Genomic DNA, 17,046 nt, shown 5'->3' on the forward strand with positions numbered 1-17,046 from the left:
CCTGGGGGGCAAGGCAACGGACGAAAACGCCGAAAACGGGCAAGTTTAGTCCTGTCGGCCAATCCTACCAGCGCCCGCCCCGACAGCTTTCTCAGTAGCGCCGCACCCGATTCACTAAAATCACCCCGATCGCGCCAAGTGCAACGTTGCCCAGCCAGACCCCGTAGGGAGGGATGACGCTGTCCTTGGCCTGATTCAATCCCAAGATGAACAACGGGTAATACAGCAGCAGCGTCGGTAGAAAACAGCGTCCAAACGTCGTCCAGTAGTCGCTGGTCCGAGCCAGCATCGCCAGTGGGGCACCGATAAAGACGAAAAAGAAACAGCTAAACCCTTCGGCCCAGCGGCGCCACGGTTCGATCCGCAGCCGCGTCAATCGCCGTTTACTCGCTTCCAGCTGAGCCATCTTCTGCTGGCCGGCTGGACCCGCGATCTCCTCGGTCCTGCTGGTCAGAATCGAAAAACCGGTATGCGCCGCCAATTCGCCGATCGCGGCGTGCGAACGCGCGTCCTGGCTCAGTCGTTCGATCTGGATCAGACTCAACGGCAGCTCGCTGGGACGCGTTTCCGCTTGCGACGGCGTCCGCAGGGTGCGGGACAATTGGATCGGCACCTCCGTTTTGCCCGGCACGAAGCCCTGAATCGAACCGCCTCGGTCCCAACGACTATCGGTCAGTTCCAACATCAGCGTTTCGTTCTCCACATCCAATGTCAACCGACCCTCACGGGCCTGCATTTTCATCGGCGTCCCGCCGCTGTGGACCGTCACCGTCGGATACTCCAACCGTTGCCCTTTGACGTCATGGACGTGAATCGAAAACCCATCATCGGTGTATGAAAGCTGACTTCGCATCTTGCGATAAACAATGTCTTCGATCGAGAGCATCACCACGCGATTGACGCCCGGTCGCCCCCAGGACACCGCCAAATCACTCATGTAGACCGCGATCGGGCTAAGCAAAAACGCGAACACGAAGGCCGGTTGCAGGATTTTCAGCGGCGAAATCCCCGACGCCTTCACCGTCGCCACCTCGCCGTCGCCGGCCATCCGCCCATACACACACGACACCGCGAATAACGCCGTCGCCGGAAACGCGAATTGAAGCGAAATCGGCAGTACAAAGGGCAACAGTTTGACGATCGCAAACGGGCCCAACCCCTCGCGCAGCAGCGTTCGCCCGACGCCGATCAACAAGATCAACAGCGTCAAAGCGATCAATGCAACGACGAAAATCTTCATGATTTCCGCCAAGATGTAACGAGTTAGCCGAGTGGGCATGGAGTGGATTCATTCACGTTCAGCGAGACACCCTACGACGGACCAAGCGTTTGGACCCCGCACCAACCGCCACACAAACGAAGTTTTCACTGCGGAACCGGTTCGTAACAAAAACACACCTAACGGGGGTAGTCCGGTTTTTCTTTGAAAAATGGAAGAAGCCAACCACTTTCCGAGACAAATTGTCTACCTTTGATCGTCTACCCAGTGCCCCGGTGACTTTTCGACCTGGGGTTCCACGGATATTCGACCTGGGGTTCCACGGATAAGGGGTCGGGAACCCAAAACCGAAGGGCCTAAAGGTTGCTTCGCATTTTTGGTACCAGCCCCCGATTCCGCTCGCAATTTGTTTGTGCGTCTGGTCTCGCCCGGTCATACTACCGAGTCCCCCTACCGCCTCCTTCCCTTTTCCCGATTTCGGTGATTCGCGGTGCCCCAACGACGAATTCACAAACCAACGCTGACGTACCTGATCCTCCTGGCGATCACCGCTGGCCCGACAACCCTGTGGGGTCAGGCGCCAACGATGACGGTCGTCGGACCGGACGGTAAGCCACGAGCCATGCCGGTCTCGGGCGACCCGTTCTCGGGCCCCAAACCGGCCAATCCCAACGCCAAGCCAGGGGAAACACCGGAGCCGGGCAAAGCAGAAGCGAAGGAAGGCGACAAGAAGCCGGAGCAACCGCCCGAACCTAAAATCATCCGACGCGGCGACCAGGAAACCGGCGATGCCGATCCGGATGAATTGAAAGCCACCGTCGGGCCCGACGGTAAAGTCGCGTTCCAATTCCGCAATCAGCCCTGGGTCGAACTCGTTCAATGGCTGGCCGAGATTGCCGATCAACCGCTCGACTGGCAGGAGTTGCCCGCCGACCGCGTGAACCTGCGCTCCCCTGGACGATACACCGTCGAAGAAACCAAAGACCTGTTCAACCGCCATCTGCTCGCCCGCGGCTACACGTTGTTGGAAATGCCCGGCGGGATCACCGTCGCAAAAACCGAAGGGATCAACGCGGCGATGGTGCCTCGGGTGGACATCGACGAGCTGGACGAAATGATGCCGCACACCTTTGTCCGCGCATCACTCGAACTCGGCTGGCTGTCGAGTGAAAAGATGGCCGAAGAACTCAAACCGATGATCAGCAGCAACGGCCGACTGACCGCGTTGACGACGACCAACCGCATCGAGGCGATGGACGCGGCGATCAACCTTCGCCAAGTCGTCCAGTTGCTCGAACAGGAACGCAACCAATCCAGCCGCGAAGCGCTCGCCCCGGAATTTCGATTGCGGTACATCCCGGCCGAGACGGCTAAGACCATGCTGGAAGAGTTCTTGGGCGTCGAAAAAAAATCCAATGCCCCGATGTCACCGCAACAGATGGCGATGATGCAGCAGATGGCGCGGCAGAACGGCGGGCAACCGGCGCCACCGCCGAAGAAAGCCGAAATCTCCATCGTCGCCAACACGCGTCAAAACTCCGTCTTCATTCGTGCCCCGGTGGATCGGATCGCGATTGCGGGCGAATTCATCAATCGCATCGATGTCCCCAGCCAAGGACTCGCCTCGCTGTCAGACATCGAATCGCGCCTTCAAGTCTTTCGCTTGACGTCCATCGACCCCGAAAAGCTGATCGAGATCATCGGCGAAATGAACGTCATGGAACCCACGACTCGGATCCGCGCCGATGAAGACAACAAAGCCCTGATCGTGTCGGGCTCGGCTGCGGATCGCTTCATCATCGACCGACTGATCAAGCGGCTCGATGGCAGCGGACGACAATTCGAAGTGCTCCAGTTGCGCCGACTCGAGGCCAACGAGGTCGCCGAGTCGATCGCCTTTTTGATGGGCCAAGACAAAGACGACGACAAGAATTCCAACTCGCGGCGTTCCTACTTCTACGGCTATGGCTACGGCAACCAACAAGAAGACAAGAATGAAGACGAGTTTCGGGTCGCCGCCAACTCGCGGTTTCGGCAAGTCCTGCTGTGGGCCAACGAATCGGAGATGGAACAGGTTCGCAACCTGCTGATCAAGCTCGGGGAATTGCCGCCGCCGGGAGGCAGCCCACGCACCGTCCGCCGCATCGATGCCACCTCCGGGCCGGAAACCTATGACTACCTGATGCGTCTGAAACAACAATGGTCCCAGTTGTCCGACGCCCCCTTGGAGCTGCCCGACGCGACCGAGTTCGTCGACCCCGTTGCCCGCGAGGACGACGACGACACAGACGACGAGACGGAGCAGGGCGAAGCGAAACCAAAAATCGACATGGGCTTGGAAACCAGACATGAAACGCCCGACAGGCGCGACGCGTCCACCTCGACCGTTGCGGCCGAGTCGGCGCGGTCGAGTAACGGCGATCAACTGACGGCGACCCAGGCAGATACGCCGCAAACCGCCGACCCGGCGACACCGTCGAGCGAATCGAGCGACGATTCTCCGATTCGATCCGCCCAAGACTTTGATCGCTTGTTCGGAAGCCGCGATCAAGAGAAAGCGTCAACAGAAAACCAACGCGCGACGGGGTCACAAGAGTCCTCGTCGGATCTGTCCCCGATTCAAATCCAACTGGACGAAGACGGCAATTTGTTGTTGCTCGGATCCAACACCAAAGCGCTCGACCAACTGGAAAACCTGATGCTTCAGGTGGCGCCCCCGAAACGACCCTATCACGTCTTCAAAATCAAACACCAGTCCGCCGGATACATCCAGCTGAACCTGGAAGAATACTTTGAAGACAAAGAAGACAAGGACGACGACTCGAATGGTTCCTACCGCTACTATTTCTACGACTTCGAAGATTCGTCCGACGACGGCCCCAAGGGATTGGAAAAGGACAACGAACTACGATTCGTCTACGACCCCGACACCAACACCATCGTCGTCAGCGGCGCGACCTCTTCGCAGCTACGCACCATTAGCGAGCTGATCGAGTTGTGGGATGTCGCCGAACCGGTCAACAAACGCCGCATGCGTTACACCAAACTGGTGAACATTGAATTCGGCAGCGCCGAAACCATCGCCGAAACCGTCAAAGAGGCGTATCGCGATCTGCTCAGCAGCAACGACAAGACGTTTGCCAAGGCGGGACGCGGCGGCGGGGGTGGAGCACCGGGCGGCGACGAGAAATCGTCTGGACGAGAAAAACAAGGCAGCGGCCTGGTCGACGGCGACAACGGCCGGGACGGCGGCGACGTGGATTTTTCGTTCAAAGGCAAACTGTCGATGGGCGTCGACACCGTCGGCAATACGCTGCTGGTCAGTGCCGAAGGCGAACCGCTGTTGGATCTGGTGATCGAAATGATTCACAAATTAGACCTGGCCGCAAAACCCGCCGGCGACATGCAAATCATTTCACTCTCGGGCAACACCAGCGCCAAATCGATTCAAGATGCTCTGAAGGCCTTCGGCGGCAAGGGAGCCAGCGAATCCAGTCCGCCGCAATCCCCCGCCCGCCCCGGCGGCCCGCCGGCCAGCGATCGCGAACCTCGCTAGTCGTCTATCGCAGCTCAATTTCCGGGTAGTGGACGAGGCGACGAGTCCTCTGCAGTCGGCATCTTGGCCAGGACTCGTCGCCTCGTCCACGACCGCCTACACGCGAACACCAAGGTGCGGCAGAATACGAGCGATTGAGCCACATAACCGGGTGAACCAGCGGTAAGAATAACCACGGATGGCAGCGCGAACCGCGGATGACAGGGTGCAAAATATCCGCGGGTTCGCGCTGCCATCAGTGGGCTCAGTCAGTGGGCTCAGTGTGCGGAAACGGGGACACGCGTTGGCCAACGGCCATCGACAACATCGGCTTGGTCTTGGGGTAGGGCGTCGTGGAAATCTAGCGGCAAAAAAGGATGGGTACAGGCACACCACCCAAGCGCCGGCCATCCCCCTGAAAACAGGCCCCCGCATCACAAGTTGCCCCCATTGGTGTACGCTTGTCGGACGACGTTTTGCCGCGGTGTTTAAAATGCCCGGCTGTTGACATCCCCACGATGTTCACCGCACGACGCCCACCGCCCACAATCCACGATGCTCGCTGATTTAACCAAACGACTTGCGAGATTCGTCACCCATCGATGGCGGCCCGTGCTGGTCTTTTGGGTCGTCGCGACGGTCGTTCTGTTTACGATCGCGCCGAAATGGAAAGACGTCGCCTATGACGGTGATTTCGAGTACCTGCCCGACCGCATGACCACAGTCGCCGCCGCGCGGGTGCTCGACGAAGCCTTTCCCGGCGATCGGGCGCGGAGCCAAATTGTGATCGTGCTCGGTCGCAAGGAAACGTCGCTCGATAAAGACGATTTGATGGTCGGTGACGATTTGCTCCGCCGCTTGCATCACCGCTTCGGCGAAGTGTGTTGGCAACGCGCGATCGGTCTCGGCTATTCCGGTGGCCCGATCGATCAGGCCCCCGAGCTTGCCCAACCCTGGCTCCAACGCGCCCTCGAATCGCTCGACCACAGCATCGCCGTCGACCAGCGATTCTACGAACGGTTCGCCGACTCGGTCCCGGATCTGGCCCCCACCCTGACCGAACCGCGGATGGCGATCGCGTACTTTGATCGGGCAAAATTGCTCGAACAGATCGGTAGCCAAGAGCGGCAAGCCCAAGACGATTATCGCGATGCCCTGCTGCTGGTCCCCGACATCGAGACGCTTGCCGAGCCGATCGCCGCGCGTGATCTGACAGCGTGGGCCTCGATGCTGGACCTGCTTTCCTGGGACGATGCCGTCCTGGGGTCGCTGTTGACCAAACCGTCGGCGCGATTGGCTGTGATGCAACTGAGCAGCGAGTTGGCCGCGACCGGAAACATCGACACCGTCGAATCGGTCGGCAAAATACTCGACCAGGTTCGCCGCTACAGTTTGGCTCGGATCCCGCAACCGGAAGACGCCGCGGAGCGTTTACAGTTGGAAATGACCGGCTCGGCGGCGATCGGCGGCGAAACCTTGATCGCCGCCCGCGATGCGATTCGCTACACCGAATCGATCACCGTGATCATGATCCTGTTGATTTTGATTCTGGTCTACCGGGCACCGTTGCTGGTCGCCGTCCCGATGATCTCCATCGGTGTCGCGGTGATCGTTTCGACGTCGATGGTGGCCACGCTGACGGATTGGTCGATCCGCGGCGTGCTGCCCTGGCTGGACATGCGTGTGTTCACGACCAGTCGCATTTTCATCGTGGTGATTTTGTTTGGCGCCGGAACGGATTACTGTCTGTTTCTGATCTCGCGACTGCGCGAAGAAGCCGCGTTGGCTCCGTGGCCCGTGGCGTGCCGCAATGCATTGACCGGGGTCACGTCGGCGTTGCTGGGCAGCGCGCTGACGACCGTCTTCGGACTCGGCACGCTCTGGTTCGCTGAGTTTGGCAAGTACCATTACACCGGCCCGATCATCGCAATCTGTTTGCTGGTCGGCCTAATCGTTTGCTTGACGCTTGCACCGGCGCTGCTGCGGGCGCTCGGCCCGAACGTGTTCTGGCCCAACGTCGTGACTCCCGAAACGGAAACCACGCGCTCGCTGCTCTCGGTTCCGGTCGGCCCCGATGGGAAATCGACGCGGCGTTCGAGTGGTTTGTGGGAATGGATCGCGATCACCCTGACCCGCCGGCCGATGACCGCCTTTCTGTTGGGCATCGTTTTCCTGGCCGCCCCGGGTTGGTACGGATGGGTCAACGAAGATTCCGTGACGTACAACTTGAGCAGCCAGTTGGATACTGACGCGCCGAGTCGACGCGGCTATCGCTTGCTGTCGGACCACTTCAAAATCGGCGAGATCAATCCGGTGACGGTCTTGATGGTTCGCCCCGAAGACGAACCACGAGAGACGTTGAAAAAGCAACTCAAAAGTCTGTCCAACCTGCTCTACGCACAGCCGGGCGTCGTCGCCGTGCGGACGCCGAACGATCCCCTGGGCGACTTCCCCCCGGACCGAGAGATGGGGCTGCTGAGCGCCGACGCGTGGCGCAGACGGGCGCTGCAACAGCACCGTGTCGCACAGAATTATTTCTTTTCCAATAACACCCAATACCAAGACCGCTTGGCACGCCTGGATTTGATCATCGAAGGCGATCCGTTTGCGCTTCCGACGCAGCAGTTGGTCTCACAAATCGGTGACACCCTGAATCAACTCGCCAGCGACCCGGATTCCGACTGGACCGGATCGAAGGTTTATTTGACCGGCACGACGCCTTCGATCATCGATCTGCGAAGCGTCACGATCGCCGACAACCAACGGATCAAAATCGCGGTCGTGCTTGCCGTCTTCCTGATTCTCGTCGCCGTCATCCGCCGGCTCGGGCTGTGCCTGTACCTGATCTTTACCGTCCTGCTCAGCTACTACGCCACGCTCGGATTGACCGTGCTGTTTTTCCGTGGCATCTACGCCGATCAGTACGTCGGCCTGGACTGGAAACTTCCGCTGTTCCTGTTTGTGATCCTGGTCGCGGTCGGCCAGGATTACAACGTCTACCTGGTCACACGGATCGTCGAAGAACAACGCAAGAGCGGCTGGTTGTCTGCGCTCCGCCACGCGGTATCCAAGACCGGCGGAATCATCACCGCGTGTGGAATGGTGATGGCGGCAACCTTCTTCAGCATGACCGCCTCCGCCTGGTTACCCGGCTTGCTGCACCTGCTGGGGATCGAATCCGATGCGTCGATCGGACTCCGCGGGATCATCGAACTCGGCTTTGCACTCGGTCTGGGCGTCCTGATCGATACGTTCTATGTCCGCACGATTCTGGTCCCCAGTTTTGTCGCCCTGATGGGACGCTGGAAACCCAAGCAGAAAAACGGCGCGAAGTGATGGAACGGGCCAGGTGGCAGAACGATGGAAAGACAGAATGATTCTGCCCCGCCTCAATCTGCCATCCCGCTTCTCCGATCGTCATCCGCTGTTCCACGCCGCAGCAATCCACACAAGAAGTCCCAGACCAACCATTCGGCCACGAGCATGGCCAACGGCAGCGCAAAGAGCCCGAACTGCATCACCCCTTTGCGATCCGCCCACGACGGGTCGGAGTCGACCAATGCGCCGAACAGGACCAGGGTGGCGGTGCCGTTGACGAGCAGCAACAACGTGGTAAAGAACGCGAAGCACAAAGCGCCGCCCAGGCCCCCCAACACTGCCCAAACACCGCCGCGTGGTCGCGAGGTCGATCGGAACCGGGTGTGTCGACGATCCGCTTGAGCGACTGGCCGGAGATGTTTCTTCACCGCGTTCGCCGTTGCCGCTCGATCCGAATGCGGCAACCGATCGGAATCGTCTCGGTGACCTGGACCTCTCGACCGGCCAGGGTGGCTTCGATGGCATCGATGAGGTAGGTCTTCGTCACCTCATCGCCGGCGGGGCTATCATCCATTGCTCCCATGTAGACGACCTTGCGATCCTCATCCAACACATAGAACTCCGGCGTGTACTTTGCGCCGTACTCTTTGGCAATCTGTTGTGACTCGTCCCACAGGTACGCAAACTCGAATCCCTTCTCCTTGGCCCGCCGTTTCATCGCCGGCATCTGATCTTCCTCGACCTTGTTGACGTTGATCGCGACCACGGCGACTGACTTGTCCTCAAAACGACTGACCAACGCATTCAAGCGGTCTTCGGCATCGACCGCATAGGGACAGGAATTGCACGTGAACGCGACCACGACGACCTTCTTCTGTTCAAGCGTCTGCAAAGAATGCTCACGGTCGTCGGTCCCCGGCAACTCGCTCCACGCCGGAGCGGTCTCGCCGATGTTCAGAACCGTGTTGTACTTGCCGGCCGACGCAGCGGTCACCGCCAGACAAACCAGCATCATGACAGTTGTTGAAACAAAATGCCTGGATCGGATCATGGGGAGGGCGTCGTGATGGTTTGGGCTCGTTTGACGGGATACCAATTGTTGATTTTCTCCGCCAATCGGGCAACAACTTCGGGGTTCTCTTTGGCCAAGTTGTTGTTTTCGGCGGGGTCTGCGATCAGATCGAACAGCTGCGGCCCTTTCTCGTCTCTGGGATGAGTCGATTGATAGCGATTGACTTCCCCGTCATAGGTCAGCAGCAGTTTCCACTTGCCCTCGATACACCAGCGGTAGAGCAACGTGGCTTCGGGGTCTTCGATGTCCGCGATGTCGTGCGCGAATCCTTCGCCGAAAAGGGTGTCGCGTGGGATCGCGTCGCCACTGGTCAAATGCGGCAACAGGTTCAACCCGGGGCGATCATCGGGCAGGGGAGCACCGGCGGCGGCCAACATCGTCGGGTAGATATCGATGCTGCTGACCAGTTCGGGTCGCGTGCCGGCCTTGACCTTGCCCGGCATCCAATAAAAGATCGGCGTTCTCACTCCGCCTTCATAAGGCGTTTGCTTGCTCCGCGGTGCGTACCCGTTTTTCTCTGGATCTTGGATCCAACCGTTGTCGGTCAGATACACGACCAGCGTGTTTTCGGCGAGCCCGCGTTGTTCGAGCGACTCCATCAACTGGCCACAGGTTTCGTCGAACCACTCACACATCGCGTAGTACTTGGCAATCGTGAGCGGTCGTCCGTCGCGATACTTGTCCAACAATCGCTGGGGAGGCGTGTGGGGAGTGTGTGGCATGAACGGGGCGTACCACAGATAAAACGGTTTGTTCTCCTCAACAGCCAGATCCAAAAACTCGTTGATCGGCTCGATGCCGTTGCGTCCGATTTTCAATCCGTCGTCTCCGTGACGTCCGCCGGGCTGAGGGAATCCGCGTGTCATGCCGTGGGTGAAACCGGCGTTTTGATAACTGCCCTCCCACAACTTGCCACTTTGGTGACTGAGGTAGCCGAGTTTGCCGAGCGCTTCGGGAACGGTTTCAAATCGATCCAGATACGAAATCAGTTGCGCCCGCTGCCGGTTAAACAACTCCGAATCGCGTGGAGCGTACTTGGGTGACGGATCGTTGCCGGTCACTCCATGAGTCGACGCGTAATGGCCCGTCAACAACGTCGCCAGCGAGGGTCGACACAGTCCCGTCGGCACATAGCCGCGCGGGAACACCGCGGCTTCGGAGGCCAGCTTGTCCAAGTTTGGCGTCTCGATGTCCGGATGCCCCATGAACCCATAGTCCGTCCAGGCCATGTCGTCACTGAGAAGCAGGACGATATTGGGCGGAGCGGCCGAGCTGAATGGAACAAACAGGGCGCTGAACAAAACGACCGAGAGGAAAAGCCGAAGTCGGTGAGCCATGGCGTGAGGGTAAGCAGGTTGTGGGGGGGCAGGAATGGAGGACAAGGTTGTTATTGTAACTCGCATGCCGCGGCGGCGCAAATCGGCCGGAACCAGACGGCGTGGTGAGCATTCGGTGGCGTCACTCGGCGATCAGCTCGACGACGACGCCCTTGAACGCCGGCGTCTTGCTTTGCGGATCGGCATGCCGGGCAACCAGCACGTTGGATTCGGGATAATACATCAACGCATTCCCGCTGCGAATGGAATCATAGGAGCGAGCCAGAATCCCGCTCATCGCTCCGGTTTCGCTTTTGACGGTGACGCGTTGGTCGTTCTCCAGACCAAAGCGTTTCAGATCATCCGGGTGAATCAGAATCAAATCGCGCCGTTCCTGATTGCGATACAGATCCTCTTCTTCATAGACAACCGTATTGAATTGTCCTTCGCTGCGTACGGTCATCAATCGCAGGTGATTGTTTTCGGTGCCCTTGAGATCCGGCAGTCGATGGCAATGCAGCACGCCGCGTCCGTCGGCCGTCCCGAATTTCGGATCGTGAAAGGTGCGACCTTCGATCTGAAATTCCTGTTTGGTCTGATCGATCTCGGCGATCTTGCCGTAACCGGGAACCACCGCGCCGATCCACTTGCGAATGGTCGAGGGATTGGCCAAGTCATCCCAATCAACGCCGGGCAGGTCAGGCACCACGGCTTTACCGAGCGCGGCGATTACAGACACCTCGCTGCGAGGTCCGGGCAACCGAGCCGGCCCGCCGTCGCTCAGCCGCACAAAGTTGAACATCGACTCCTGTGTCGTCGGCGCCGGTTCTTCGTCACGCGCCAACACCGGCAAGACGATCGTTTCTTTCGCCAAACCATGGGCATGGCCGGTATTCATGGTCGTGTTCATCATCACGTTCATCTCCAGGCTGGAGAGTGCACGATCGGCGAACGTGGAATCGGGATTGGATCCGTACAAATTGCCCCCCAAGCAGAATCCGACTTTGATCTCGCCGCTCGCGGCGGCCTCCATGCATGCCAGCGTGTCCTTGCCCGGCGTCTCGGGCAGTTGGACCCCGAACTTGTCTTTCAAAGCGGTAAAGATCTCATCCTTCAGCTTCGGTGTCACTCCCACCGAACCGATGCCTTGCACGTTGCTGTGGCCGCGGATCGGCATCAGCCCACACCCCGGACGCCCCACCATCCCGCGGGCGAACGCCAGATTGGCGATCGCCTGAACATTGTCGACGCCGTGGGCATGATGAGTGATGCCCATCGTCCAGGCGAAGACACACTTCTTTGACGCGGCATAAAGTTCGGCGATCGATTCGATCTCGCTGCGAGCGACACCGGACTTGGTTTCGATCTCTTGCCACGTCAAATCATCGACCGCCGCCAACCACTCCTTGGACCCGCTGGTGTGCTCGGTCAAGAACGCGTTGTCGATCGCCCCCAACGACTTCGTCGCCTTGGCCAGCCCCCACAACAACGCCAGGTCGCCGCCGATGTGCGGCTGAACGTAGTGACTGGCGATCTTGGTGCCCGCCAACAGCGAAATCGGATCGCTGGGGATGCGAAAATTAATCAGCCCCGTTTCACGCACGGGATTGATCACAATGACTTTGCCACCGGCACGACGCACTCGCATCAAGCTGGTCATCAAACGCGGATGATTACTGGCCGGGTTCCCACCGATCAGAAACACCGTGTCGGCTTTTTCCAGGTCGTCCAAGACGATCGTTGCCGTGCCGCTGCCGATGCTGCTTTGCAACCCGACGCCGCTGGCCTGGTGACAGTAATAGCTGCAATTGTTGACGTTGTTGGTGCCGTAAACCCTGGCCAACAACTGCAGCAAGAAACCGGCTTCGTTGCTGCTGCGACCGCTGAAATACCAAAACGTCTCGTCGGCCGCGGTCGCCGAAAGCTTTGCCGCAATGCTCTCGAAAGCCTCCTTCCACGTGATGACCTCGTAATGCGACTGGCCCTGACGATAGCGGAGCGGATGGATCAATCGGCCGAGCGATTCGAGCTCGCGTGGCGAGAGTTGTTTGAGTTGTTCGATCGAATTCTGTTTCCAATAATTCGGATCGATCCCCGGCTGCATGTCGGCGACCATGGCCTGCATGCTTTTCTTGCAAACCTCAAAGGAATGGCCGAGTTCATTGACCATCCCGCCTTTTTGCCCCCCCATCCCGACGGCGCAGGTTTTGCAACTGTTGCGGGTCCGCATGGCTTTGAACAGCTTCCAAACGCCCCCCGCCTCACGCCCCTTTTTGAACGTGTACCAGATCGCCCGAAATCCACCACCACTGCCGACTTTCACTGCGTTTTTTCCTCGAACGAATCACGGTTTGATGCCGTCAATCTTAACACCGATGGGCCGGCGGCGGGACCAACGGAGAGCCGTGCGGCGTGATTTAGCCACCGCCGTTTCAATCAGCCACCCGACCCCGGCGTTCAGGGGGAACAAGACGTTGCGTCAAACCACCGAGAGGGCGATGATTGAAGCTGCCCGACGAGCCCTCTTTTTCGCACCTCTTCCATCGGACGAAAGTCATGCCCTGCGAACACCTGCGAGAACTGTTTGCCCTTTGCGAAAAACACGACCTTCACATCGCCAGCCAAGATGCGATCAAGGTGGTGTGCCGCCAGTGCCATGAACAAGAGGTTTGCCCCTCCTCGCTGACCGACGGCGAACAAGTGATCGAATTGCCTCGCCGCGTCCAGGACGCGGCCGTCGATGAAGCAATCGGACCGACCGACGATGCGTCTCCATCAGCCACCTAACGGGCCGTTGAAGCCCCGGCGTACTGCCTGGCGTCGAAGAAACGGTAAGAAGATTTCGGAGGTAGGAAAATTGGATTAGGAGGACCTCTTTTCGACCCCCAAAATCTTCCTACCCTCAAAATCTTCGTGCATCTCCGCATCTCCTTTCAAAGACGCGTGATCACTTGCGGGAGCGTTTCGGATCCAAATTCGCATCCAGGTCCGATGCCGAAACCGAGGACTCGACGCCGCCCTCGGGCACCTCGGCCTGGGCGATCCAGAGCAGCCCGTTGAGCACGACTTTGCGGAAGTTGTCGTTGCCCCAATTGTCATGAAAGTGACCGCCGGTGAAGCCGAATCCCCGGCCGCCGTCTTCCCGCTCGACCGTCCACATCATCGCCTCGGCGCGGCCCTCGGACGCTTGGATGTGCGGGTACGGGCCTCTCGGATAGACATAGGGTCCGTCGCGGACGTCCGCCGAGGGCACTGCGACCAGAATCGGGACGAACTTGATTCCGGCGGCCTCATCGGACCGGTTCCCGACGATGTCGGCCACAAACCGCATGTTGAAATACCATTCGTCCTTGATCTCGAATGGCTCGACACCCCGCGTCACGGGATGCTCGGGAAAGGTCTCAAACGCCGGTTGCCAAATCGGGTTGCATGAAAACAGGTGCTCGTAGTGGCCTCCGATCCAACGCTTCATTTCGTTGCCGGCTTGATCGGCCAGGACTTCTACCCCGTAGTGCATGAACCCCAGGCCCACACCCCGCTTGGCCCAATCGTCGATCAATTTCAATCGACGTCCGTACTGTTGGACGATTTCGTGCTTGCCGCCGCCGTCCATGAAGAATACCACCGCGTCGGCATCATCAAAAATCGTTTCGTCCTGTGGCCAGCCGTTGAGCACAAACTGGACGTCCACCTCCGGCACGCCCGACAAGCATTTCGCCATCAGTTGCACCCCGGCGTTGAATTCGTGCATCCGGGGCGGGTGGGACGGCTTGCCGGCGACCAAAACAATTTTTTTCGTCTCGGCGTGTGCCAGGCCAAACGAAAAGGCTGACGTGATCAGCAATCCGAACGCGATGATTGATTTCAAGGGACTCACTCGCAAGAAAACGTAAACGGGGAACGAGTCACATCATCGCTGCCGTGATCGTCTGCCGCAACTTCCGAAAAGGGGTCCGGCACCAAAAATGCGAAGCCCCCGACGCGCCATTTGGGTTTTGGTACCTGCCCCCGTTTCCGCTCAGGCACCACTCCGACGACTCTATGGCCGATCCCCCCGCAATCTCCGGCCCGCCTCTTGACGCATTCGGCGGGAACGCCAAGCTGGACGGTTGATTTTCAGGCCGTTGTTCATTGCAGGTTGGCAAGATGAGTTTAGGAATCGCGTTGAAGGCTTTTTTCGCCGCGTTGGGGAACAAAGAAAAGGCGACTCAGATCGATCAGATCCTGCGTGGCCAGCAACCGAGCGTCCCGGCGATCGAAGAAAAACCGGCGGAATCACCCGCCGCGAAGCAACCCGAACCCGTGCGTCGCGACCCCGCGGTGACGCTGTTGGCGACGCTGCAGCGGGAAGCCCGGTTGGTCGATTTGATCCAAGAAGACCTGAGCCAATACTCCGACGCCCAAGTCGGCGCAGCCGCACGGCCCTGTCTGCAACAGTGCGGCGGAGTCCTGCAGCGGGTGATGGGCCTGAAACCCCTGCTCGATGCCGCCGAAGGCGCCGTGGTCGATGTGGCTGCCGACGCCTCGCCGACCCGTTATCAGTGGATCGGCGAAGGCACCGGCACGTCGGGCAAATTGGTTCACCACGGCTGGGAAGTTTCCAAGGTGGAATTGCCGACGTGGACCGGTGACGCCGCCGATGCCAACATCGTCGCCGCGGCCCAAGTCCAAGCCCCCTAGCAACTGTTCATCGCGTCCTTTCACTTCACACCAATAGATTCGACATGGGCTCACGGTATTGCATCGGCATTGACCTTGGCACCACCAACTCGGTGGTCGCCTTTACGCCGCTTTCGCAGGACGGAAAAAAATCCGAGCCGAAACTGGAACTGCTTCCGATTCCCCAAGTCATCGCGCCGGGTCAGATTGAATCGCGGCCGTCGCTGCCATCGTTTCTGTATTTGCCTCGCGAGGGCGAAATCGAATCCTTGAAGACGCCGCTGGTGGGCGATCCGGGTCGCGGCATCGCGGGCGTCTTCGCGCGACAACAATCGGCTGAAAACCCACAACGCGTCGTCGTGGCCGCCAAGAGCTGGTTGTGTCACGGAAACGTCGGGCGCACCGAAGCAGTCCTGCCGTGGCAATCCCCGCCGGAAGTGACCAAGGTGTCGGCCTTTGATTGCACCCAGCGATTCCTCGCCCACCTGGTTGCCGCCTGGCACGCCGCTCATCCCGAAGCGCCGATAGCGGACCAGCAAGTCGTGCTGACCGTGCCCGCATCGTTCGACCCGGCCGCCCGTGAGCTGACCCGTCAAGCGGCAATCGAAGCCGGTTTGCCGGATCACTTTGTCTTGCTGGAAGAACCGCAAGCGGCGGTGTACCACTGGCTGGGCTCCAATGCCGACCAATGGCGCGAGCAACTCGGTGCCGGTGACGTGCTGTTGGTCGTCGACGTCGGCGGCGGGACGACCGACCTGACTCTGGTCACGGTCGAAGAGAACGGTGGCGAGCTGAATCTGCAACGACTCGCCGTCGGCAACCACCTGCTACTCGGCGGCGACAACATGGATCTGGCCTTGGCCCACCACGTCGCCACGCGGCTACAAGAACAGGGCCACGATCTTGATCCCTGGCAAAGCGTTTCGCTGTGGCACGCCTGTCGCGATGCGAAAGAAAAACTGCTCGCCGCCGAGGGTCCCGAGGAACACACCATCTCCGTGCTCGGTCGAGGCAGTTCGTTGATCGGCGGCACGATCTCGACCGCACTGACCGCGGCCGAGACCCAGAGTTTGATCGTCGACGGTTTTTTCCCCCAGTGCACCGCCCAAGAACGTCCCGAGCGCCGCACGGCGTCGGGTTTCCAAGACATCGGTCTGCCCTACGAAGCGGATCCGGCGATCACCAAACAAGTTAGCGCCTTCCTGGCCGACCACGCCGAAGCGTTTCCGGCGTCCAGCGAGGATGGCAAATCCGGCGGCGCCACGGGACTGACCCACCTGCTGTTCAACGGCGGCGTGTTCCGCAGCGAAACGCTACGCACGCGGATGCGCGACGTCATCAACAGCTGGTGCGACACCGCGCCGACGGTGCTTGGCCAACAGCAAGACCTCGACTGTGCGGTCGCCCTCGGTGCCGCCTACTACGGTTGGTCCAAACAGGTCGGCGGCATCCGAATTCGCGGGGGCACGGCGCGTTCCTATTACATCGGGATCGAGACGGCCGGCCTGGCGATCCCCGGCGCACCGCGTCCTTTACGAGCACTCTGTGTCGCTCCACAGGGAATGGAAGAAGGCACCGAAGCCGAAGTGCCCGGCAATGAAATCGGTCTTGTCGTTGGAACGCCCGCACGGTTCCGTTTCTTCGCCTCCTCCAAACGCGGCGACGACGCCGTCGGAACCCAACTGGATCGTTGGTCACCGGAGGAACTGGTCGAAAGCGAACCGATCGAATTGACACTCTCGCGCGACTCCGCCGGCGAATCTGGCAGCGAATCAGGTGGCGGCGAACCGTTCGTCCCCGTGCGGTTTGTCAGCCGCGTCACCGAACTGGGAATGTTTGAACTGTGGTGCCATTCGACGCGCACCGACGAACAGTGGAAAATGGAGTTCAACGTTCGCGAGAAACGATAACGGTCTACCACGAGATG

11 protein-coding genes are annotated in these 17,046 nt (G+C 59.6%); 5 read left to right on the forward strand and 6 right to left on the reverse strand.

Features of this window, described 5'->3' with window-relative positions:
* Positions 1–91: 91 nt before the first annotated feature.
* A complete protein-coding gene (locus TBK1r_RS32310; RefSeq protein WP_145219599.1) occupies positions 92–1,279 on the reverse strand; it encodes an LptF/LptG family permease in 1,188 nt (395 codons plus the stop codon).
* Between the two features lie 430 nt (positions 1,280–1,709).
* Here TBK1r_RS32310 and TBK1r_RS32315 point away from each other — a divergent pair, with 430 nt between their 5' ends.
* On the forward strand, positions 1,710–4,775 hold the full coding sequence (locus TBK1r_RS32315) for a secretin N-terminal domain-containing protein (protein ID WP_419580608.1): 3,066 nt from the start codon (positions 1,710–1,712) through the stop codon (positions 4,773–4,775).
* A gap of 534 nt (positions 4,776–5,309) precedes the next feature.
* Positions 5,310–8,090 (forward strand): MMPL family transporter, encoded by a 2,781-nt coding sequence (locus TBK1r_RS32320; RefSeq protein WP_145219601.1) that lies wholly within the window; start codon positions 5,310–5,312, stop codon positions 8,088–8,090.
* Between the two features lie 53 nt (positions 8,091–8,143).
* Here TBK1r_RS32320 and TBK1r_RS32325 read toward each other — a convergent pair whose 3' ends face one another.
* The 4 genes from TBK1r_RS32325 to TBK1r_RS32340 all read right to left on the reverse strand — a co-directional run bounded on the left by TBK1r_RS32325 (position 8,144) and on the right by TBK1r_RS32340 (position 12,783).
* Complete coding sequence (locus tag TBK1r_RS32325) at positions 8,144–8,500, reverse strand: hypothetical protein (protein WP_145219603.1); 357 nt, start codon at positions 8,498–8,500, stop codon at positions 8,144–8,146.
* On the reverse strand, positions 8,497–9,087 hold the full coding sequence (locus TBK1r_RS32330) for a thioredoxin family protein (protein ID WP_419580609.1): 591 nt from the start codon (positions 9,085–9,087) through the stop codon (positions 8,497–8,499). Before TBK1r_RS32330 ends, TBK1r_RS32325 begins: the two co-directional genes overlap by 4 nt.
* 32 nt (positions 9,088–9,119) lie before the next feature.
* Complete coding sequence (locus TBK1r_RS32335; RefSeq protein WP_145219607.1) at positions 9,120–10,481, reverse strand: sulfatase family protein; 1,362 nt, start codon at positions 10,479–10,481, stop codon at positions 9,120–9,122.
* Between the two features lie 121 nt (positions 10,482–10,602).
* The gene (locus tag TBK1r_RS32340; RefSeq protein ID WP_145219609.1) at positions 10,603–12,783 is read right to left on the reverse strand and encodes an FdhF/YdeP family oxidoreductase; all 2,181 of its coding nucleotides are present in this window, start codon (positions 12,781–12,783) and stop codon (positions 10,603–10,605) included.
* Positions 12,784–13,016: 233 nt separating this feature from the next.
* Between TBK1r_RS32340 and TBK1r_RS32345 the strand changes: the two genes are divergently transcribed.
* Positions 13,017–13,247, forward strand: coding sequence for a hypothetical protein (locus TBK1r_RS32345; protein WP_145219612.1), 231 nt, complete (start codon positions 13,017–13,019; stop codon positions 13,245–13,247).
* A gap of 160 nt (positions 13,248–13,407) precedes the next feature.
* Here TBK1r_RS32345 and TBK1r_RS32350 read toward each other — a convergent pair whose 3' ends face one another.
* Complete coding sequence (locus tag TBK1r_RS32350) at positions 13,408–14,337, reverse strand: ThuA domain-containing protein (RefSeq protein ID WP_473772471.1); 930 nt, start codon at positions 14,335–14,337, stop codon at positions 13,408–13,410.
* A 269-nt stretch (positions 14,338–14,606) separates the two neighbouring features.
* Between TBK1r_RS32350 and TBK1r_RS32355 the strand changes: the two genes are divergently transcribed.
* Both TBK1r_RS32355 and TBK1r_RS32360 read left to right on the forward strand, forming a co-directional pair.
* Positions 14,607–15,140 (forward strand): DUF2760 domain-containing protein, encoded by a 534-nt coding sequence (locus tag TBK1r_RS32355; protein ID WP_145219614.1) that lies wholly within the window; start codon positions 14,607–14,609, stop codon positions 15,138–15,140.
* A gap of 44 nt (positions 15,141–15,184) precedes the next feature.
* The gene (locus TBK1r_RS32360) at positions 15,185–17,029 is read left to right on the forward strand and encodes an Hsp70 family protein (protein ID WP_145219616.1); all 1,845 of its coding nucleotides are present in this window, start codon (positions 15,185–15,187) and stop codon (positions 17,027–17,029) included.
* Positions 17,030–17,046: the final 17 nt, after the last annotated feature.

It is taken from the genome of Stieleria magnilauensis (assembly GCA_007753675.1).
GTDB lineage: Bacteria > Planctomycetota > Planctomycetia > Pirellulales > Pirellulaceae > Stieleria > Stieleria magnilauensis.